Source organism: Acanthopleuribacter pedis (assembly GCF_017377855.1).
Classification (GTDB): domain Bacteria; phylum Acidobacteriota; class Holophagae; order Acanthopleuribacterales; family Acanthopleuribacteraceae; genus Acanthopleuribacter; species Acanthopleuribacter pedis.
Genome location: NZ_JAFREP010000049.1, coordinates 32,097 through 54,281, shown reverse-complemented (window position 1 = coordinate 54,281; position 22,185 = coordinate 32,097). Strand labels below are relative to the sequence as shown.

General features: G+C 61.8%; 7 protein-coding genes. 2 read left to right on the top strand and 5 right to left on the bottom strand.

What is annotated here, in order from left to right:
- Positions 1-11,540: Ig-like domain-containing protein (locus J3U88_RS31865; RefSeq protein WP_207863074.1), on the bottom strand; the 11,540-nt coding region annotated here is incomplete at its 3' end.
- 440 nt (positions 11,541-11,980) lie between these two features.
- A complete protein-coding gene (locus J3U88_RS31860) occupies positions 11,981-14,920 on the bottom strand; it encodes a TonB-dependent receptor plug domain-containing protein (RefSeq protein WP_207863073.1) in 2,940 nt (979 codons plus the stop codon).
- A 738-nt stretch (positions 14,921-15,658) separates the two neighbouring features.
- Here J3U88_RS31860 and J3U88_RS31855 point away from each other — a divergent pair.
- The gene (locus J3U88_RS31855) at positions 15,659-16,225 is read left to right on the top strand and encodes a hypothetical protein (RefSeq protein ID WP_207863072.1); all 567 of its coding nucleotides are present in this window, start codon (positions 15,659-15,661) and stop codon (positions 16,223-16,225) included.
- 183 nt (positions 16,226-16,408) lie between these two features.
- Positions 16,409-17,068 carry an HAD family hydrolase gene (locus J3U88_RS31850; protein ID WP_207863071.1) on the top strand — a complete coding sequence of 220 codons (660 nt, stop codon included), beginning with the start codon at positions 16,409-16,411 and terminating at the stop codon, positions 17,066-17,068.
- A 4-nt stretch (positions 17,069-17,072) separates the two neighbouring features.
- Here J3U88_RS31850 and J3U88_RS31845 read toward each other — a convergent pair whose 3' ends face one another.
- From J3U88_RS31845 to J3U88_RS31835, 3 genes are read right to left on the bottom strand one after another with little or no spacing between them, the layout of a single operon-like run.
- Positions 17,073-18,077 carry an XdhC family protein gene (locus J3U88_RS31845; RefSeq protein WP_207863070.1) on the bottom strand — a complete coding sequence of 335 codons (1,005 nt, stop codon included), beginning with the start codon at positions 18,075-18,077 and terminating at the stop codon, positions 17,073-17,075.
- A complete protein-coding gene (locus J3U88_RS31840; protein WP_207863069.1) occupies positions 18,070-20,376 on the bottom strand; it encodes a xanthine dehydrogenase molybdopterin binding subunit in 2,307 nt (768 codons plus the stop codon). The genes J3U88_RS31845 and J3U88_RS31840 overlap by 8 nt, the downstream gene beginning before the upstream one ends.
- The gene (locus J3U88_RS31835) at positions 20,373-21,797 is read right to left on the bottom strand and encodes an FAD binding domain-containing protein (protein WP_207863068.1); all 1,425 of its coding nucleotides are present in this window, start codon (positions 21,795-21,797) and stop codon (positions 20,373-20,375) included. Before J3U88_RS31835 ends, J3U88_RS31840 begins: the two co-directional genes overlap by 4 nt.
- Positions 21,798-22,185: the final 388 nt, after the last annotated feature.

Genomic DNA, 22,185 nt, shown 5'->3' with positions numbered 1-22,185 from the left:
CGGTGGCGGCTGTCGTATTCGTAGCTGGACAGCCGGCCGTCTTTCCTCATCGCGCGCAGGCGGCGCTCGCCGTCCCATACAAAATAAGTGTCCGCGCCGTCCGTTTCTTCGATGCGTTCCAGGTTGCCGTTGGCGGCGGCGTAGGTCATGGTCCGGTCGCGTGTTACCTCCGGCGTCTCGGCCTGGCCGAGCACCCGCGCTTGCGCTTCGCTTTGCGCCGCGATGCGTGGGCCCGCTTGATCCGTGGTCTCCCTTCGGCGCAGTTGGATGTCGCCCCGTTGCGTTCCATCGCCCAAGGCCTGGTCGCGCAGGACCAAGGTTAGGTTTTGCAGCAGTTGCTTGTCGCCGCTGCCGTAGGTCTCATCGAAGCGCAGCGTTTCGTAGCTTGGCTCCGCCCCCGACTCGCCTTCCGGCGGCGGCGGGCCCCGCTCGCCGATGTGTCGTTCTACCGCCACGCTTGCCAAGGTGTGGTTGCTGTTGTACGTCGGCGTCAGAATCTCGCGCAGGTCTGGGCCCGCCCGCGTCACCCGGCTGATTTTGCCGCCGATGTAATCGGCCGCGCTGTCGCATCCGTCGATTTGCGCGCTCCCGTCATAACCCAGCTCAAGCGCAAAACCACCGTCCGCCGATTGGACCGCCGCCAAGCGGTTGCTCCCGTCCAAGGTGACCGAAAACGCGGTGCCGTCGCCCCAGGTCATCGCGGTTGGGTACCCGTTTTGCCAGTCGCCAAAAGCCACATGCATGCCCGCCGCGGCAACATCGGTCATGTTACCCGCATCGTCGTAGCCATAATAAAAGCTGGGTCCCTCGTCCAACCAAATCCCGTTTAAGCGATGGTGCCGGTCGTACGTGTAACTCTGAACCACCCCGTTGCCGTCCCGGTAACTTTGCAGGCGGCCCAGGTCGTCCGAGCTTGGGTCGTAGGTGAACACCTCATGTGACGGCGCCCCCACACCCGACACCTGGGCACGGGTCAAACGCACCACCCTGCCGTTGCCGTCGTACTCGGGAACGGTGGTTTCGCTACCGATCCCCGGCAACTCCGCCGCGGTCACTTCCGATACGGGCGGGGTCGTGGTGATGCGCGTGACACGGCCGTCCGCCCATTCGAGCGCACGCGCCTGGTGATCCGCGCCCTCGAACAGCCCGGTCAATCGGCCGTCCGCGTCATAGGCAAACTGCTTGGCCGCCAATCCCGGATAAGCCACCGATTCGGTTAATCCCCGTTCGTTGATCACCACCGAGACGTTGTTGGGGAAGGACAATTGATTGCTGTTACCTTCCTCAAATAGTGGGAAGGTTTCACCGCCGTTGGTCAGCGATTGCGGCGCACCCCAGGCGTTAAAAGCCACCGTGGTGGACGCCTGATGCGGTCGCTGATGACGAATCAGGTCACCGTGGACGTTGTAATGGAAACTCTCCGGCGCCTGGCCGGCGGGTTTGACGGTGACACACTTGGCTTGGCCGCCGGCGTGGTAGGTCACGGCCACGTCCTGCAACAGGATGCCGTCATTTTCGGTGGTAATGCCGTGGGGCCGGGTCTGCCCGGCCTCATAAGCGTAGGTCACCCGCGTGCCGTCGCTGCTTTCGATTCCGGTCAGGTTCCAACCATCGTAGGTGAAGGACAGCCGCTCGGTGGCGGTAACAAGTTCGGTGATGCGCTGTTCGGCATCACGGACGATTTCCAGCGTTGGGGTGAAGTTACCCGCTGTGTCGTTGACCCCGCGACCCATCAGCAGGCCGTAATGGTTGTAAAAACTTTGGGCGGTGGTGCCGTCAGGTGCCTGCAGCAGCACCTGGTGGTTGTCCGCTTGCCAGGAGATGTGGGTGGTTTCACCGGTGAAGGTGGCGAAGGAAGCGGGCAAGCCGGTGTCGGTGTCGGTGATGATCCGCGCGCCGGCCTCGCCGCGGGTCAAGGTGGTGACGCCGAGCGTTTCCGTGTCCCGTGCCACCTTCACCGCGTCGCCCAGCCAGGTGCGGTGGGTTTGGTTGGCGCTGCTCACGCCGGCGACGGGGTCGGCTTGGATCAAAGGGCCGTCGGCGCGGTTGGCTTGTTGGGTTTCGACGGCGTCGATGACACCACTCGCGCCTTGGTAGCGGGTGCTCAGGGTGAGGTCGCGCGGCGAGGTGCTTTGGTTGATGCGGCCGCGCGCATCGTAACCGTAGCGCGATTCGAGCCCGCCGAGGGTGGTTTTGGTGATTTGGGTGGCGGCGTTGCGGGTGAATTCGAGGGTGCGCCCGTCGCCGGTGGTCCAGGTTCTAAAGGCGCCGTCGGTTGCGGTATCGGGATTGCTCGCGGTCAGGCCGCGGTTCCCGCTCTCAAAACCGGTCACCCGACCCAAGCCGTCGAAACCGGTCCGGCGTTGGATGCCGCTGGTGGTATTGAGCGCATGTTGTTCGAGGCTGTTGCCGTTCACCGTGGTGCGCACCTGGTGATGGATGTTGGTATTCAGGTTGCCCAAATTGGGCAGCGGCACGGGGCCCTTTTTAGATTGGGTATTGAATTCGAACGCAAAGGGTTTCAGCGTTTCGGTGATGTCCACATCCAGCCAGGAGCCGTCGACCGCCGTGGTCAGGGTTTCCCGTTGGTTGAGGTTGTCGGCGACGTGGACGGCGCCTGGGCGGTAGGTCCAGGCAAGCAAAGTCCGTTGGTTTTTGCGCGGGCCGGTGGCTTTGCCAACACCACCACCGCCGCTACCTGTGCCGCCGGCCTCACCTTCGCCCTGCAAACTCAGCGGGTTGCCAAAGGCGTCGGTCGCCAATCGCACGGTGCCCACCCCGTCCACGCGCGTTTCAACCACGCGCCCGAGAGCGTCGACTTTGAGCGGCACGTTGTCGGGCTGACCGACAACCGGCGTGACGGTTAACCCGTCCACAAACAGGCCGGCGTCGGCGCGAACGGTGTAAACCATGGAACCGGCCGGGGTGGTCACACTGGTGAGCACCGGGGTATCGCCGTGGTAGCGGTAGGTGGTTTTGAAGCTCGCGTCGTCGCGGTCGATGCTTTCGGTTAAGCGGCCGTGGTCGTCGTAAACGAAGGTACGCGAACCGGGAGCGGGCCCACCCACGACTTCTACCGCACGCAAGAGCCCGCGCTGATCGGTGTTCAGCGTGGTGGTGCTGCCGTCGGCGCTGTCCACCACGCTGACGATCCGCCGTCCGTCCTCGTAGCGGTACGCGTAATCACGCCGCTGGGCAACCTCACCCAAACCCCGGCGTTCCTGAGTCAAGCGACCCAGTCGGTCGTAGGTCAGGGTGGTTTCCGCACCCAAGCTTTTGCCGCCGACCGGTTGGCCCCAGATGTTGAAGCGGGTTTCCGAAACCACCCCCTTGTTCGGGGTCAGCTTCAGGGCGAGACGGGTTGCATCCGACCGGGCAATCAGCCCACCGCGCGGATAATACCCCAAACTATCGGTGGGCCCGGTTGCGATGCCGGTGACATCCTCGGCGCGCGTCGGAACGCCGCTTGAGGAGAAATGCTGAACCACCTTGGGGCGGCCTGGCGAGACGTTATCGGTGATGGTGACACGGTTATCCGCTCCAACAGCATAGCTCAGGCTCACGGCCGCTTGATCCTGGCCCGGTTCCACGTCAAAGGTGGCCGGGACATGCTGATAACCGGGGGTGGTGTGGTAGGTGGTTCGTTGGCGCAGGCCGTCGACGGCGGTTTCGGCGACAAAGCCGCGGTTGTTGTAGACAAAACGTTGCGCGCGGAAGCTGTCGGCGACCAAACGCTGCTCGTAAACCGTCCGCCCCTCGATCAGCCCGTCAAACGCCAAGCGTTCCCAGGTCAAGGCCCCCGCGGCGGCGCCCCGTGCCCAGCTTTTGCTGAGCCGCCGTTGGCTGCTCGCATCAAAGGTCACCACCCAATCCGGGGTAACCCCGTCACAAGCGGGCACGCTGACCCGCGCGGTCTCGCCGCCGGCCAATTCGAAGGTGTAGGGGGTGTCGGTGCTGCAGTAAGGATCGCGAAACGCGTTGACGGTAACCCCATTGCCGTGGGCGTACCGCCATGCGCCGATCACAAAGGAACCCTCGCCGCTATCTTGTTCGACGGCGGTCAGGCGTTTGATGGGGAGATCGCCGGCTTTAATGCCGGTGTCTTCCCAACGGTAGCGGGTGACACGGGTTTGACCGTCCGGCGCGCTCCGGCGGACCAATACGAGGTAGGCGTCGCTGTCGTATTCGTATTCAACCAAACTGCCGGCCCGATCCACGACTTCCAGCAGGTTGCCGAAGCGGTGCGGTCGGTAGGTACGGTCGACACGCCGGTGCGCGCCGCCGTCGTTGGGGCGGTCGCTCAGGGTTGTGGGTAAATCGGTGACGGCTTGGTCTAAATCACCGCGTTTGAGTTGGTTGTACCAGGGAAAATCTTTGCGTTCGCGTTCGATGACGCGGCCGAACAAGGCGCCGGGCGTACCCGCGGCGGCCTGGTAACGCATCAAGGGATAAATGATGCGGTCTTTTTTGTCGATGCCGCCGGCGCTTGGATCGGCGTCGTCCTCGGCTTTGTTCAGGCTTCGGAAGATGGGTTCGTAGGCAGGCAAGGGCCGGCTGCTGTACCAGGTGGACGTCATGGTTTCCCGGTGGGTCAGGGTCCATTTTTTCTGTTCGTAGGTGAGTTTGCTGAGGGCGTCGTCACGCACGGCGACCTGCGCCCCACCTTCCTTCAAGTCCCCCTCAATCCGCCACAAGCCTGGCTGCCCCAGCAGGATACGTTGATCGGCTTTGAGGCGGTCGGCGGTGATTTGGGTGGGTAAATCCCCGGCGCGGAACCAAACGGCGGAACCCAGGTGCAAAGCGCCGCTGTCGCGCATGGCGACGCCGTAGGTGCCCACCGAACCGAGTAAATCCCCGTGGTGGTAGCGCATGGTGCTGAGGTCGATGCGGCTGTCAACCGAGCTGACCGCGTCGTCCACGGCGAATTCGCTCGGGGTACGGCTGAGCAGGTCGAGGGCGCCGTGGGTGCGGTAGGGATCGTCCGTGGGTGGGTTGATGTAGCGCACGACGAAGGGGTAGCGCTTGACCAGGTTGTTTCGGCCGTTGAGGGTAATTTTTAGGTCGATTTCGAAAGCGAGGATGCCGCGGGTTTTCAGGATTTCCTGCCGCCCCTGCAGCCAGGTGCTGAGTTCGCGGGTGTTGACGCTGATCAAACGCGGTTGGTTCAGCGGTTTGACGGCAAAGCTTTGTTCCCAGTCCGGGTCCAAACAGGTCATGGTCAGTTCCAGGGCTTCGCCGGGGAAGAGTTGAACCTGGAAAGTGCCGACCTCGGTGGTGAAGGCGCGGGTGACGGCCTCGCTCTGGCCTTGGCCGGGGTCCTCCCCGGCGGCGACGTCGGCGGCGTGCAGCACCACGGTCGCTTGGCGCTGCCAAACGTCGGCCACGGCGTTGCGCTGACCCGGGTCGCTGTTCCAAACGGTCATGTCGTAGCTCAGCCAACCCAGTTCACGGCGCAGGGCGGCGTTGACGGGCTGGCGCACCAACTCGGTTTTGCCATTGGTCCAGTAGAGGTAGCCGTCGTGAAAAAACAAGGCGTCGCCGACGGCGTTGTCCAGCTCGGCCCCGAAAACGGCGGTCACGAAAGGCGCCTCGGTGGTGACGGCGATGGGTTCTTGCGGATCGTCTTGGAGGGCGGCGTAGACGGCACGGGCATCCAACAGCATGACGTCCAACGGCTGACCCTTTTGGTTTTTCTGGAAGGTGACGGCGATCAGACCGGTACCCGGGTCGGCGGCGAGGTTGCCGATGCGACCGTCAAACACGAGGCTCACCCGCGGTAGGCTTGGCTCGGTGCGGTCCTTGCCGTCCTGATCCTTGGGGATTTCCAAAAAGTGCAGCAAGGCCTTGGCGTCACCGCGATCCGTGCTGCCGAAGTTTTCGGCGAACAGGGTGAGGTCCACCACCTTGGCGTTGCCCCGATCAACGAGGCCGATTTGGGGAAGGACGGCGGTGCGTAGGCGGAAGCCGCCGGGTCGGCCGGGTTTGCCGGCTTCCTCCGGCCGGGTGATGCCGTCGATAACGGGATAATGACTGCGAAACAGCAGCCGTTGGTCGTACCAGGTGTCCCTGGGCGCGATGAAGGTATTGTTACCGGGCACGAGGCGGCCGACGGCGGGGAAGGTCGCGGCGGCGGCGGTAAAGGCGAGCACCTGTTTTTGGGCATCGGTGTGGACCAAAGGGGCGAGGTCGAACACGCCGCGCGGGTAAAAGAATTGGGCGGCGAGGCCGGCCTCGGCAAAAGCACGGGCCCGTTGGTGCGGACTGAGGTTGGTGTGAACCTGCTGTTCCTTGAGTTCGTCCAGCTTCTCGAGATAGGCGCGCAGGTCGCGCACCTCAATGCGCCCGATCTGGGTACCGATGGATTCAAAGGCGTTGTGACCGAACACCAAAAAGGGGCCGTGGCCAATGACGTCGTTGATGATGCCGGGCGAGGGCAACGCGTGGTGCCCGATGGATTCGAAGGAAGCGCCGGTCCAATGCAGCAGGAAGATGCGGTTGAGCGCTTGATTGCCGTCCCAATAGGTCACGGCCAGCACACTGCCGGCGGGTAATTGTTTGACGGCCTTGCGGGAAGGCCCCTCGATCGCGGCGAGTTCGTCGCCTTCGGGGGTCGCCAACGCCTGTTGGGTCACCAAGGCGGGTTTTGGGAAAAAGGGGCTGGGCGCAACCAACTCATGGCGGGCCACAACCTGCCAGGGTTTTTGGTCGTCGCCTGGCTCAACGACCTCGATCGTCAGGCCCTCGCGCTGGTCACGCGACCCACCGCGCCGGCTGACTTGCACCAATAAATTGCGGTACTGGGTGTAGCCGCGTTGGCTGCTTTCGTCCTGGTCAATGCGCTTGGGTTCGATGGGCTGGGTGGCGAACACGGCGCTGTAGCGATCCGAAACGCCGGCATCGGTGTGAACCACCAATGGGTTGCGGTCTTGATCGCGCACACCTGTCACGATGAGGGTGTAGCGGTGGCCGAGCTTGAGCACCTTTTCGGCGCGAACGTAGACCTCGTGGACAAGGTCGGTGTTGGCGATGGGATCCCCGGCGAGGTCTTCGAAAACGAGGTCGACGGCGGCGCCGCCTTCTTCGCGCAGTTCAATATGCGCGGCGGATACCCCGGTGACGGGTTCACTGAAGTTGATTTGGATGGGGTCGAAGAGAGGCACGCCCCGGTCCTGATCGGCGGGAAGTGAGCCGGTGACGGTGGGCGGGTTGGCGGGATCATCGGCAATGGTACCGGTCTCGCCAATCAACCAAATGCGGCGTTCCAGCTCGCGAGCCTGGCTGACATCGGTTTCAAAGCGAATGACGAGGTCGATATAGGGGCGGTCGCGCGGTAGGTTTTCGTAGCGGTAAACGACCTGTGTACCGGACTGATTGGGGGGAACAAGCACGCCGTCCTGGTAATCAGCCTCAAAACGCACTTCTTTGAACGGGTTGTTGGCGGCGCGCAGGGTGACCTCAAGCGCGCGGTTCTCGGCGAGTTTGATTTTGCCGAGTTTTTCGAGCCGGGTCGTTTCGGCGGCATTGAGGGTCACCTCGGGTTCGGGGCGACCATCAAGGGTTTTGAGGTCGACCACGGCGTATTCGAAGACGACATCTTGGTTGGCGGTGCCGACGCTACCGGGATCGGGCCAGTTAAGGTAACCATAGGCACGAATGCTCTGCATCCCGGCAATCACGGGCCCCTGACTTTCGGGGGTCATGCTCGTCAAGGCTTGGGTGACGGGGTCCATGACGAAGTAGCCGGGGCGCCCGCTGGAGGCGCGCGAAAGGATTCGTGTTTCACCCCTGACCCCGGTACTGCCGACGTAACGCAGCGCGGTGGCATCACCGCTGCCGACGAGCTCGTAGACGGGTGCCCCTTTGATGGTGGCATAGGTAACGCCGCCACGCTGTCGCAGGGTTGGCGGCTCGGCCCACAAAAGTTCGTCCTCATCAATCCCGGCGGCATCGGGCGGGATGATGACGTCGCGCAGGCCGGCCAGCACGGCGGCGTAGGTCTCGGGTTCGGCCAAACGCAGCGCGAGGGCGAAGGCGGTATGGGTGGTGAGGGTCCCCATTTGGAACGAGACGTAACCCAAGCTGCCGCGTTTGCCGGGGTCGGCGGCGGTTTTGCCGGCGCCGGCGGCGCTGACGGGGACGGCATCTTGGAAGACGGCGATGGTGTGCTCGGAGAGCTCCTCGGGCTGACGGGGATCGGCGGGTGCCCGCACCCCTTCGATGATGCCTTGAAGGGTGAGGAACTGTTGTGGGTTGTTTTGCAGCAGCGCGGCGTGGGCGCTCAGGTCGGCGAGCAGGCGCCCTTTGATTTGAGGAACGGGTCCGCCGTCGCTGCTTTCCAAAATGAAACCGGTGACGGCGGTGCCGAGGTTGGCTTGGCTCGCGGGCAATTGACCTTGCAGGCGCGTTTCCTCGGCGGGGTCCAGGTTACGCCAACGCAGCTCGCGGCCGACCCCGGTCACGACCTGATCGACGGCAAGGGTTAAGCCGTCGCCGACGGGAACCCGGAAGGGCAAGCTGCCGAGCAAAACGCGGTCGTCACCGAGGCGCACGTTGTCCAACACGCGGGTGCCGGTTTGCCCGCCGGGCGTGGTGACGGAAACGCTGATGCGGTGGCCGGGATTGCCGGCAATGATCCGTGCGAGGGGGCCGGCGGCGAGGGTTTCGCTGCTGCTCCAGGCGGTGTCGAGGTTGAGCACGACAAGTTTGCTTCGGCTGGGGAAACGGTCGGCGGGTGCGTGCAGCACGAGGTTGTTGTTTTCTTGGGCGAGGTACCAGGCGTCGAGGTCCAGTTGGGTTTCCTCGGCGCGGGCGTGGGTGGTGAACTGGAATTGCACGGGGTTGCCGAGCAGATCGCCGGACTCGGCCTGTAACGCGGGGTCAAGGTCGACGGTGTAGGTGGTTGCTTGGTTCAAGGCTTGGCGCGCGCGCAGACGCACGCTGCTGGTGCTGAAGCGGCGGGTGAAGTCGAGCGGGATCGCGCCCTCCGGGCCGGTGAGGCGGATGTGTTGGGCGAGATCGGCGGACTCCCAGCGCAGGGGTTGGCTGAAATCGAGGTCGATGAAACGCCAGGGCGGGACCGCGACCGCGCCCGCCTCGGGCGTGTGGGCCACGAGCAGAAGGTTGGTGCGGCCGAGGTTAAAAGCGACGCCGGTTTGGGGGGCGGAATCGATGCCGGCAAAAGCGCGGGTGGCGTGGAAACCGGTGACGTTTTGGTGGGCGGTCACGGTTTGTGTTTGGTCCCAAACGGGTAGGAAGAAGTGGTAGGCGCCGTCGGTGTCGCTCCAGGCACGCCAGGGATGGGAAGGCGTGGTGAGCAAAACATCGGGGTGGGGTTGGTTGTCGAGCAGGGTTTGTCCGCTGAAGCGACCGATGGCGAAATCCAATGAAACCAAGGCATAAAACCCATTTTGATGCAGTTCACAATGGCCGTCGTTGTTGTGCCAAGCAGTGCCGTCGTGTTGCAGGGCGCCGACGAACAGCCAGCGATCCGCGCTGTCGCGGCGCAGCAGGATCATCGCGCCTCGGGCGGGATGGTCAAAACGGAGGCGGGGCGGCGGGGTATCGGCGCCGAGGTGCCACTGGAAGCCAAAGGCCAGGTCGGCGCCGTTCATGAGGGGCAGATCGGTGGGGGCGTCGGCGAAGGCGTTGACGGGTTGGGTGCCGTCACCGGGGAGCTGCAGGGTCAAGTTTTCGAGGGTGATTTGGTTTTGGAAGCGGAAGTTGCCGGTGGGCGGCGGGTAGACGATGCCGGTGAACAGCACGACGGCGCTTCGGGTCTGGCCGGATTGAATGTCGCGGCGGGTGTGGACGGGCAGGGACCCGCGCATGGGTGCGCCGGCGTCGAAGGGGTTGCGGTAGAGCAATAGGTCGAGGCTGTGTTCGGGCAGGGTGACGGTGCCGCCGACGTGCTGGTGGCGTTCGCGTGCATGAACGCGGGCCCAGGCGCCGGAGGGCGCGGTGGGCGCGGCGGTGATGGTGACCTCGGTTTGGGGTGTTTTGAGGAGGGAGACGGCGGGGGGATCGATGGACAGGGTGCTGAGTTGGGCGTGGCTGAGGTGGTATTCGCCGGTGCGTTGCAGCAAATCGCCGATGTTGGGCGCGCGGGTACCGGGCTGGCCGGCGGCGAGCAAGAAGGCGCCGGCGCCGGTGTCGAGGGCGACGCTTTGGGAGCCGCTTAACAGGGCGGCGAGCCGCCAGCCGGCAGGTTCGCCGCGGAACAGATAAAGCACGGCGCCGGCGGGTGCGGCATAGGGCAGGCGTCGGAAGGCGGCCTCGATGCGGCCGGTACCGGTGACCTCGGCGAGTTCAAAGCCGGCGAGCGGGGTCCAGCCGAGCGCGAGTGGGACGGGCAGCGCTTGTTGGGAAAAGGGCGAGATCCGGGGCGTACCGGCAAAACCACTGAGGCGCAGGTCCAAGGTGTCGGTTTGGAACGGCAGCGACAGGGATTGGGGCGGGCCGCGCGGGGTGAGCCGCCAATCGCTAAAGCGACGGCCGCCGCCCGCGGGGGTGTCCATGCGGCGACGGGCGTTGACGTAACGGGCGTCGCTGATCTCGAGCAACACGGGCGAGCCGGTCAGGGTGAATTGGTAATCGCCGTCGGGCCCGCTGACGAGGTCTTGGCTTTGCAAAGGGGTGCTGACACGCAAGGCGACACCGGCGAGGGGGCGGCTGTCGCGGTCGTCCAAAAGGGTGCCGTACCCAAAAGCGGGGAAGGCAACCTGAACAAGGTGTTCGGCGCGGGCGCGATTGCCCCAAAGGTCCTCGGCCTGAACCGCGATGCGCCAGGTGGTGGTAGCGCCGTGGGCGATCTGTTGGCTCTGGAACGGCGCGCCGTTTTCGGCTTGGTGCAATTCGGTTTGGTTCAGATGAACCTGGTAGCTTTTGATGTGATCGGGTTGGGCGAAGGTAACCTGGAGGTTGAAGCTGTCGCCGTGGGCGAGGTGGTTGGGCGCGGTGATCACGGGTTGCGGCGCTTGATCATGAAAGGAAAGGGTCAGGATTTCCTCGGCGACGTTGCCGGCACGGTCGGAAACCACATAGGTAAAAGTATTGTCGCCGGGTTCCAGGCTGATCCCGGTTTCTTGGAAGCGCCCGTCGACGAGGGGCACGGGGTTACCGGCGCGGGCCAGGGTAAGTTGGGTGTCGTGGTTGTCGGCGACGCGACCGGCGAGGATGATCGGGGTGCTGTTGACAAAAAGCGGGCGGGCGGGTTGGGTCAGGGTCAAGCGGGGCGGTTCGGTATCGCGGACAACGACGAGGGTACGCTGCAAGGGCGGCTGACCGGGTTGGCGCGCGGTGAGAAAGAAGTTGTTGACGCCGTCGCGCAGCGCGAGGTTTTGGGAAAAAGTACCGTCGGGATTAACGGCCACGGTGAGGGCGCCGAGGCTAAGGGCGCTGTCGGCGGGTGTGACGGTCCCGGCGATGGTGACCTCGGTCGCGCGCGTAAAGGCGGGTGAAGGTTCGAGCACAACGGTGGGCGGCGTCTGCGCGAACAAAAAAGCAAGGGACAGCAAAACCCAAACAAAACAGGACCGAGCCATAACAACACACCTAATCAATAAGGATGGTTCGTCAAGAGTACCGGACATCCCCAAACCACGCCGAACAACTAAAAAAACAAGAACAAAAAACGGGCGTCACCTGGGTGTCCTCCAGACTACACGGACGATTACAACTACCCGCGCATTTTAAAAGAGAATCCGGTGATCGGAAGGGTCACTTTTTCAAAAATCACGGGCAAGGCCCACCCCAAAAAGTCACAAACATAACAAAACAAGCACCTTAATCTGGATCTTCAAAAAAACGCGCGTTCCCCCTCTGATGCACAAAAAAAAGCGGAAGCGAGCAGGCCTGTGAAACGCCGTTGCCAACTTCCGCTTGTTCTTTGAGTGGTTGCCGTTTCAACAGGGCAACTCGGCTATTTTCGGTTGTGGGTTACCCAAACCGTCCCCGCGAGGACGGCTCGGGTGATTGGGTGGGGTTACATTTGCCAGCCGAGGCGGACGTAGCCGACGCGGCCGGGAAGATCGTGAACAACAGGACTCATGCCGATAACACCGCAGGAATCGCAGGTGGGCGGATCTTCGTCCAAAACGTTGTTGGCGCCAATCACGAAGGAGAACATGTTTTTGCCGAGGGGGCGACGGTAGCGGAATTGGAAGTCGGTGAAAACCGCCGAATCCAGTTCGTTGCCAGAGGCCATGGTCATGGAATCCACGTACCGCCAGGTCAGGTCGGCACCCATGCTGTCGAGGTCCCAACTCAGCGAGGAACGCATGCGCGTTTCGGGGAAGGCGCGTTGGAAGGTTTCGTCGGTGATGGTGCCGGTGCGATCATTGCGCGTCAGGCTGCCGTCGGGGTTGTCGGTCAGTTCGATGAACTCATCGAGGAAGGTGGCGTTCATTAGGAAACCAAAGCTACCCACGCTGGTGCGCGGTGAGGCGTAACCCAGAGAAAAGTCGTAACCGGAAGCCTCGATACCACCGATGTTCTGCAGTTGGTTGTCAACGAGGTTGATGTTGCCGTTGGAAGTACGCTCGATGGCGTCGCAGAAGAAGGGGTCCAAGGTGTTGACACAGGCGTCGATCAATTCGCCGGGATCGCGACCTTGCACGGCGTTATCAATTTCCAATTCGTAGAAATCCACGGACACGGTGATGCGGTCGGCCCAGTCGATGTTTTGTACGAAGGAGGGGCTGTACACCAAACCGAAGGCGAGGTTGTCCGAGGTTTCCGCGGTGAGCCGCTCGTTACCGGCGGAGACGGCGGAAAGCTGCGGGTTGCGTTGGATCAGGTCGGTGGGCAAGCCGAGCGAACCACAGTTGTCGATGATCTGCTGCGATTGCGGCGTGTCACGACCACCGTTGGCGGAACCAATCAAACCCAAAACGTCGGCACAAGGATCCAAGAAGGTGAAATCCTCACGGGCGGCGCCGCCGAACAATTCACCAATACCGGGTGCACGGATCCCGGTGGAGACCGAAGCACGCAGCGACAGATCGCGAACGGGACGCCACAAGGCGCCGGCTTTGTAGGTGGTTTCGTCACCGAAGTTGCTGTAGTCGGATGTACGACCGGCAAGGTTGAATTCCAAATAATCGAGGCCGGGTTTTTCGATGGCCAGCGGGACGTTGACCTCGCCGTAGAACTCGGTTACGTCGAAGGCACCGGCGGTGGGCCCGGAAGCAATACCGGCGGTTTCACCGCTGGCGGCAACGGGATCCGGTTGGAACGAACCGTCGTGCTCGCGGTACTCGAAACCGGCGGCGAAACCGACGTTGCCGGCAGGCAGGTGGAAGAGGTCACCGGTGATGTTACCGGCGAAATCAATCAAGGTCTGCTCACTGAAATCCCGCTGGACGTAGCTGATGTAGTTCAACATTTCCGGGGTAATGGAACCGGTACCGTTGGGGCCTTGGCCACCGAACAGGTTGAAGGGAACGCAGTTGGGCGTCGCCGCACAAAGCGCGGGGTCACCCAAGGCGATGGCGATCCGCGCCATGTTGTGGGCACCGTGTTTCTGCTGGAAACCGCGGTTGTCGCCGTAGGATGCGGTGAGGTCCCAAGAGAAGATGCGGTCGCTGTCGGTCACGAAATGACCTTCCAAACCAACGGAACCGAAGTAGGTGTTGATGTCCTGGTCGAAGATACGGGGACCGGATTCCAAAGGACGACGCCCGAAGAATTCCAAGGTGCCGTCGGCAACGGACAGGTCGACACCGAAGGGGTTGTAGATCTGGTCGGCATCAATCACGATGTTTTCGGAAATGCGGTTCCCGCAACCGGCGCCGAAACACAGCGGCTCGGGTGCGCCTTTGGTTTTGGATTGGCGGTTGGTGTAGGTGGCCTTGGCAACCAAACGCACATTGTCGTTGATTTGGTGGCGGGCATTGATGAAGAGGTTCACCCGTTGGTTGGGGGTCGCCAAGAAGTTGAAGCCGGGACCGTTGAAGTTGAAACGGTCGGCGGCGGAGAAACCGTGGAAATCGCCACTGGCCGGGTTGTTGGGATCAAAAAACGGAACACTGGCGCCGCCGTCGTTGAGCACGCCGTTGTTCAGGGTGATGTCCGCGAAATCAAACGCGGGTCCCAAAATGAAACGACCTTGCGGGGTGAAGGAGGAACAGCCGCCGTCCAAACAGGAGTCACCAAAAGGCGTGGGGAAAGCGGATTGGGCGCGGTCGGCGGTGAGGATGTCGCGCTCTTCGGCGTAAGACAAGCTGACGGTGAAGCGGGAACGGTCATTGCCGCCGCCCCACAACATGGAAACCTCGTTGGTCTCGCCGTCGTTGGTGCTCATGAATTCACTTTGGTGGAAATCAAATTTGAGGCCGTCAAAGTCGGTTTCGGTGATGATGTTGACAACCCCGCCGATGGCGTCGGAGCCGTAAATGGCGGAGGCACCGTCTTGCAGCACCTCAATGCGTTTGATGGCGTTGGCGGGCAGGGTGTTGAGGTCAACGGCGCTGGGAACACCGGATGCCGAGGCACCGGCGATCCAGCGTTTGCCGTCCACCAGAACCAGGGTCCGTTTGGCGCCGATGTTGCGCAGTGAAAGCTGAACGGCGCCCGCGCCGATACCGGTCCCATCCTGAGGGAAACCGGAGTTGCCGGGTACGTTGAAGCGGGTGTTGATGGCGCTACCCATGACAGGTAATTGTTGCAGGGTGGCACCGAGGTTGGTCAGACCGGATTTTTCCAGATCTTCTTTTTCGAGTTCCATGACAGGCGCCGGTTCATTGAGCGGATTCTTGCGAATGCGCGAACCGGTAACGGTAATTTCTTCGGCGACTTGAACTTCTTCCTCGTCCTCGTTGTCGCTCGACTCTTGGGCAAACGCGAGGTTGGGGACAAGCCAAAACAACAGCGTCGCGCAGGTCATCATCCAAAGGGCAAAGCGGTCCTTATTCGACTTCATCATAAATCTCCAAAGCTCCCTGGTCCGAAAAACGAATTCACCCGGAAACGGTGGTCACGTTCAGCGATCAAGAAAGCCAAACCCCGCGGTTTTATCGAAAAGGCCAACCGCGGGCGCGAAAACGTGCCGGGGCTGAATGGATAGAGATAAACGCGACGTTGGAAAAGCGAACGGCCTTGGCGGTTTCGCGCGCTTGAGGAAAACAGCTAGCTGCCTCTAAGCGAAACCATTTAGGCAAAATGTTCTTCGGTATATTGCCGGTAAACTACCACGGGAAAATACGAACCGTCCAGCCCAAAATTCTGCCAACACGGCCGTTTTGCGGTAAAACCGATTGAAAAAAATCCTGAAACCGGGTCGGCGGTACCGGGGCGCACGCAGGAAGCAAGCAGCGGGGGTGCGAAGCACGCAACCAGTTGACCCGCAAGCAAACTCCGTCGCACAATAGGCATCACCAAGTCCTGAACCCATCCGCCGCCCGACCGGGAACCCCAGTTGCCATCCGCACCCTGAATCACCCGCCCGGGGACCTTTTGACACAAACGGCGGAAAAGCCATACCAAACACCCCGAGCGAAAAAAACGCGGCACCGGTTGACCCAAGGCGCACAACGACACCGCATTCCCAACAAAACCCAGGGTTCAACGAAAACGACTTGGCATAAAACCTAAGAGGCGCGATAACGCGCGGTTCTTAGGTAGAATGAACGGCTGAGGCAGCCGCTTCACGGAGAACTTCACCATGACAGCACTTTTGTTTTTATGTTTTTTGCCGATCTCTTCACCGGCGACGCAAGCCGCCCAACAAGATTGGACAGCCCTGACAGACAAGCTGTACCAAGCGTTGCGGTACGACGATTGGGACACCTTTCAGCACTTTATGAAAAAAGCCGATTCAAACTTGGTGAACGATTTTCACAACTTGCGTTTCAAACCGCGCGGCGCATTCATCGGCGGCAATCTGTTTCGCGCCATCGTTCACTGTCGCGCCAACACCATCGGGTACCAGGTGGTGGCCAAACTTCGCACCAGTGTCGCGGAAGACCGTTTTGTCGCCGATTACCTCAACCACATCGACGACCAGGACGGCCTGACCTTCCTTGGCTGGCTGAAAATGCGCGCGCAGAGCCTGAACTTCGACGCGCCCCATGATTGGGAAGAACTGCGCAAGGACGCCCTGGTCCTCCAAAACTTCCGGGTCATGGGCGCCAAAGTCGAATGCGAGCTCGATCCCGAGTTCCCGTGCACGGAAGAGTTCGACCCCTGGCTGTTTTGGATCGCGGAAGAGCTCAAATCCCGGGTCAAATAACGGCCGCAACCCTCATCTTCCCAGCCCTTGGTTAACCATGGGTCCCACCAGAACGGCGTCGCGTTCGAGCCGGCGCCGGGGACAGGTCGTCGGTCGCGCTTTCCTTAGCCGCCGACTTGGTTTAGGCTTAGCGCTTTGGCGCGTCTCCTTGGCGCGCTTCACTCCTCGAAAAGGCGGTTGGTTATGGCTGGGTTGCGTTATCCCACCTTGATTTTTGATTGGGACGGGACGCTGATTGATTCGATTCCGCGCATCGTGCGGTGTTTCCAGGAAAGTTTTCGGCAGCTCGGGTTAACCCCACCCGCGGACAACGCCATACAAGCCACCATCGGCCTGCCGATTGCCACCGCTTTGCGCCAGGTCGCCCCCAACGAGGCCGTTTTGCCGGAACTGGCGGCCTTGTACCGCACCATCTGGCGTGGGGACAGTGTTCCGCAAGCCACGCTTTTTGATGGCGTTCCCGACATGCTGCAAACCCTAAAAGACGCCGGATACCAACTGCTGATCGGAACCGGCAAGTCACGCGTGGGTTTGGAACGCGAAATGAACAACAACGGCGTCGCCCCCTTCTTCAGCCACAGCTTGTGCGGCGACGAGTCGTTCCCCAAGCCGGACCCCCGTTTTTTGACGGAACTCTGCCGCATCGCCGGGGTCACGCCGAATATCTGTTTGATGATCGGCGACAGTGATTTGGATATGGCGATGGCGGAAGACGTACCGATGGATGCGGTGGCGGTCACCAGCGGGAGCGTTAGCCGCGCGGTGTTGATGCGCCACGCGCCGGTGGCCTGCTTGGCCTTGGCAACGGAATTACCCGCGTGGCTTGAACCCGAACCCAAATAGCAGGTTAAATCGCGCCTTCCCGGTTGAAGGATCGGCGCCGCGCGATGATTTGGGCGGTGATGCTGACGGCGATTTCGGCAGGGGTTTCGGCGCCGATGGGCAGGCCGATGGGCATGGCCACCTTGTCAAATGCGGACGACGTCACGCCCCGTTCCAGCAAGCGCCGCTTAATCTCGGCGATTTTGGCCTTCGAGCCCATCAAGCCAAGGTAGGCGATGTTTTTGTCGATCACCTGGTACAAGGCCTCGGCGTCATGATCGAATCCGGTGGTCACAATCACGACGTAGATATGGCTGCCGTCGGGTACCAAGGCCCCCACCCGCGCCATGGGTAGGTGGTGTTTTTCATCCGCGAACGCGTTGTCGCGAAAGGTGGCCACATCATCGCGATGATCCACGGCGACCACGCGTAAGTCGTTTAAGGTTTGCAGGGTCCGACAAACAGCCAAACCGACGTGCCCGGAACCGATGACCACAACAGTGTCCACGACACCCAGGCGCTCACGCCACACAAAGGAATCGCCGCTCTGTTCAAAATGGAAGGGGTCGGCGTCAGCCTCGACCGGACTTAATCGCGGGGCTTGATGCGCGCTTAGGTTCAGCCATACGGCTTCCTGACGCGCGTGGTGGTCGATGATGCGTTGGAACAACGGTGCCTGGTCTGGGTAAACCGGCCACAGAATTTGCCACTGGCTACCGGCGCAAATCATGCCGGACTGCTCGGCGAGGGGCGCTTTTTTATGGTGGACCTGCTTGATCAAGCGCGGCGCCTGCTCGCGGTCGGCAAGCATGCGCAGCGCCTGTTCGCGCAAGCGGAATTCCATGATGCCGCCGCCAATGGTGCCGACGGTCTCCCCTTCCTCGGGCACCACCATCTTGAAACCGGGCCGACCGGGCGTGCTGCCCTCGGCACGGACCACCAACAAAAGCACCAGAGGAACACCCGCGGCCAGGCAGGCGTGGGCCGCTTGGAAACGGGCGTCGCCGATATGGTTGGGCGGATTAGTCATTGGCACCGGAGGCAACTTCTTGGTCCACAACGGGTTCGTCGGCGAAATCGGGGTACAGCCCCAACAGGGCGCGCTCCGGCGTCATGGGCGCGTGAAACGCCATGGCTTTGGTGTCCCGCCAAGCGCGGATCGCGTCACGAATGGCGAAGTAAGCACCCATGCCGTACATCAACGGCGGCTCGCCGACGGCCTTGGATTTGAGAATCGCGAGCGGTGCGCCCTCGGTGTCAATGAAGGTCACGTCCATTTGTTTGGGAACAGCGTAGATGTCGGGGATTTTGTAGGTCGAGAGCGCGTTCGACATCAGGCGGCCTTCCTTGTCGTAGAGCAGGTCTTCCATGGTCATCCAACCCATGCCCTGCACCAAACCGCCCTCGGTTTGCCCCAGGTCGATGATCGGGTTCATGCTTTGGCCGAAATCGTGGACCACGTGGACGGCGTCGAATGCGTAGGTACCGCGAATGATGTCGAGGGTGACCTCGTACAGGGCGGTCCCGTAAACGTGGTAGGCAAAAGGTTCGCCTTTTTCGGTGTTGGTATCGAAATGCAGGCCGGGCGTGGCGTAGTGGGCTTGCTGGGACAGGCTGATCCGGTTGAGGTAGGCGCTCATCACCAGGCGCTCCCAGCTCAGGTCGGTGGCGGCACCGTCGGCCCACACGGCGTTGTCTTTGAGGGACAAGCCGGCGGTGTCGGCGCGACCGAGTTCGCGCGCGGCCTGTTCCAGCAGCCGATCCCGCAAGCAGTCACAGGCCTTCTCAAGGGCTTTGCCGTTGAGGTCGGCACTCGCACTGGCGGCGGTGGGCGAGGTGTTGGCGACGCGCGTGGTGTTGGTGGTTTCGATTTTGAGTCGGTCGGCGGAGACGGAAAAAATGCCGGCGGCGACCTGCAACATCTTGGTGTTCACGCCTTGGCCCATTTCCACGGCACCGGTGCTGACACCAATGCTGCCGTCGCTGTAAATATGCACGAGCGCGGCGGCTTGGTTCATGTGGGTTTTGGTGAAGGAAATGCCGAAACAAATCGGCTGCATGGCGATGCCTTTTTTGCGGAACCGGTTGGCGGCGTTGAAGGTATCGCGTTTTCCCAACAAGGCGGCATAGCCGTATTGCTCCTCGGTTTGGCCCCAGGCCCGTTGCGCCAAACACCCCACGGTTTTCTGGCCGTAGGGGAAGCTGTCGCCCTCGCTCAAGAGGTTGGCCTTTTGGATCTGTTCCGGGCGCACGCCCAACTGCTCGGCGGCGTGGCAAATGGCGGCTTCGATCACGAACATGCCCTGCGGCCCGCCAAACCCGCGGAAGGCGGTGTTGGGCGGCACGTTGGTGCGGCAGGGATAGGCGGTGGTTTTGACGTTGGGCACGAAATAACTGTTGGTGCAGTGGAACAAGGTGCGTTCCAACACGGCGGGCGACAAATCGGCGGCGGCGCCGGCGTCCTGGTGGAAGGAAGCCTCGTAGGCCACGATCTTCAGGTCTTTGTCTAAGCCGATTTTAAAATCCGAGCTGTAGGGGTGGCGTTTGCCGGTCATGCGCATGTCGTCCAGGCGATGCAGGACCACCTTCACGGCGCGACCGGTGACAAGGGCGCCCAAGGCGGCCATGACGGCCCAAGGCGTGGCCTGGTCTTCCTTGCCACCGAAACCGCCGCCCAAGCGGGTGACATCGACCTCGACGAGGTGCATGGGCACACCCAAAACCTTGGCGGCGGTGCGCTGCACGGCGGTGGGCCCCTGGGTGGAAGAATAGACGCGAACCCCGCCGTTCTCAACCTGATGGGCGTAGGCACCCTGGGCTTCGAGGTACAAATGTTCCTGACCGCCGGAATCGGCACGACCGGAAAAAACGTGAGAACAGGCGGCCCAGGCGGTGTCCACATCGCCGAGCTGGAAGGTACGCGGTGGATGGAGCAGTTCGCCCTTGGCGCGGGCCTCGCGCGGATCGGTAATAACGGGTAACTTTTCGTATTCCAGTTCGATATGTTCCAAGGCGGCACGTGCCTGGTCCTCGCTGTCGGCCAACACCACGGCAATCGGCTGCCCGTTAAAGTGGAAGGCGTCCTCGGCCAGCAAGGGCTCGTCGGGAATGATGCCGCCGATTTGGTTTTCGCCGGGAATGTCGGCGGCGGTTAACACGGTAAACACGCCGGGCGCGCGTTGGGCGGCGGAAACATCCAGCCGTTTGATGTGACCGTGGGCGTAAGGCGCGCCGAACACGGCGGCGTGCAAGGTGCCCTCGCGGACGGGCATGTCGTCGACATAAATACTTTCCCCGCGAACATGACCCCGTGAATCAATATTTTTCATCGGGCAACCTCCATGTCGACCAGGCCCGGCGCCAGTACTTGAAAATGGGCAAAGATGAGTTGTCGCAGCAACAGGCGCTTGTAGCGGGCTTCACCGCGTGCATCGCTAATCGGCGTGGCCTGGGCGGCGGCGGCATCGGCGGCTTGTGCCACCAATTCGGCGCTGAGCGCTTTGCCGGTCAGCAAGGCGGTGACCTTGTCAAGAAACAGGGGCGTGGGACCGACCCCGCCGGCGGAACAAAAAGCGCGGGTCACGGTATCGCCGTCAAATTCCATGCGGATCGCGCTGTTGACGGAGGCGATGTCGAGATGGGTCCGTTTGGAGACTTTTTCGAAGTTAAACCAAACCTTGCCGCGCGGCGCCTCAAAGCGCACTTCCCCAACAACCTCGCCTGGCTCCCGATCCAGGGTTTTGTACCCTTTATAAAAGGAACGCAGCGGCACCACGCGTGGGCCGGCGTCGCTTTGCAACACGACCTCGGCATCATTGGCCAACAAAAAACAGGTCAGGTCGCCAATCGGCGAGGCGTTAACCAGGTTGCCGACGACGGTACCCATGTTGCGGATGGGCGTGGAGGAGACCAGCTTCATGTAGGTGCGAATTTGGGGAAACAAACGCTGCATCAGGGCGGAGGAACGCATGTCCTCGGCGGTGGCGGAGGAACGGATGATGACCTTGCCGCCGTCTTGGTAAATCTGTTCTTTGTGGGAACGGTCGAACACCAGGGTGAGTTTGCGCTGGGCGGCCATGGCCTCGGGCCGCTGAACGAAGAGATCGGTGCCGCCGCCGACGACGACGGTATCGTTTTCAGTTTTTAAGGTGTTGAGCCCGTCTTGGAGGGCTGCCAACCGGGCGGGAATGCCGGGAAAATAAGCGGGCAAAAAATCGTGTTCGGCCAGCCAAGGAAGCACGGCGTCGGTTTGGGTCGGCCGTTCTTGCAGCAGGTCAACCACCTTGGCGGCGGCGCGTTCGATGGATTTGTAACCGGTGCAGCGGCAAATGTTGCCGTCGACGGCGGCGACGGCGTCTTCCTGGGTCGCTTTGCCCTCGGCCAGACAATAACCGGCAAAGGACACGATAAAACCGACGGTGCAGAAACCGCATTGGGTGCCGGCCTCGTCGACCATGGCCTGCTGGTAGGGGGTGAGGTCTTTGACGTTCAAACCTTCGATGGAGACGATGTGTTTGCCGTGGGCGTTGGCAACGGGCATGATGCAGGAAGTCATCGACTGGTAGCGCATGACGCCGTCTTCCAATTCGCCGACCAGCACGGTACAAGCCCCGCAATCGCCCTCGCGACAGCCGATTTTGGTGCCGACCAAGCGTTGATGTTTGCGTAAAAAGTCAAGCATCACGGTGCCGGGCGGCAGGGTGGTGGTCACTTCACGATCATTGAGGATGAAACGAATCGGTTCGAACATCGGGGTTAACTCCTTCAGAAGCAGCGCCACAAATTCTCACCATTTTCTCACAAAAGCAGAAATGGGGATGCTTATCTTGCCGCAAAAGGCGGCGAGGAGCAACGAAGAATCCAGCGTCATCAAATGGAAATTGCCCCATTTTAGCATTTCGTGAAGCGGATGGGTTGGGTTTGGCCTTGTGGCGACCGGGCGGGGACCTGTTTGGGCTGTGGTTCATCCGGCGTGATCCCTGGTTGGCCGCGTTGTTGTTTGGCCGGCGCCTTCAGCGGCCTGCTCGACGGAAACCCCCTCTTTGGACGCTTGCCGACCCGGCGCGCCACTTCAGCACACGCGTGTGCGTGTACCGGAGCGGGCCGCACCACCCCATCTACGGACCATGCTTTGAATG

Coding starts and splice junctions, on each gene's coding strand:
- J3U88_RS31860 (WP_207863073.1), bottom strand. CDS start 14,920: ATGATGAAGTCGAATAAGGACCGCTTTGCCCTTTGGATGATGACCTGC.
- J3U88_RS31855 (WP_207863072.1), top strand. CDS start 15,659: ATGACAGCACTTTTGTTTTTATGTTTTTTGCCGATCTCTTCACCGGCG.
- J3U88_RS31850 (WP_207863071.1), top strand. CDS start 16,409: ATGGCTGGGTTGCGTTATCCCACCTTGATTTTTGATTGGGACGGGACG.
- J3U88_RS31845 (WP_207863070.1), bottom strand. CDS start 18,077: ATGACTAATCCGCCCAACCATATCGGCGACGCCCGTTTCCAAGCGGCC.
- J3U88_RS31840 (WP_207863069.1), bottom strand. CDS start 20,376: ATGAAAAATATTGATTCACGGGGTCATGTTCGCGGGGAAAGTATTTAT.
- J3U88_RS31835 (WP_207863068.1), bottom strand. CDS start 21,797: ATGTTCGAACCGATTCGTTTCATCCTCAATGATCGTGAAGTGACCACC.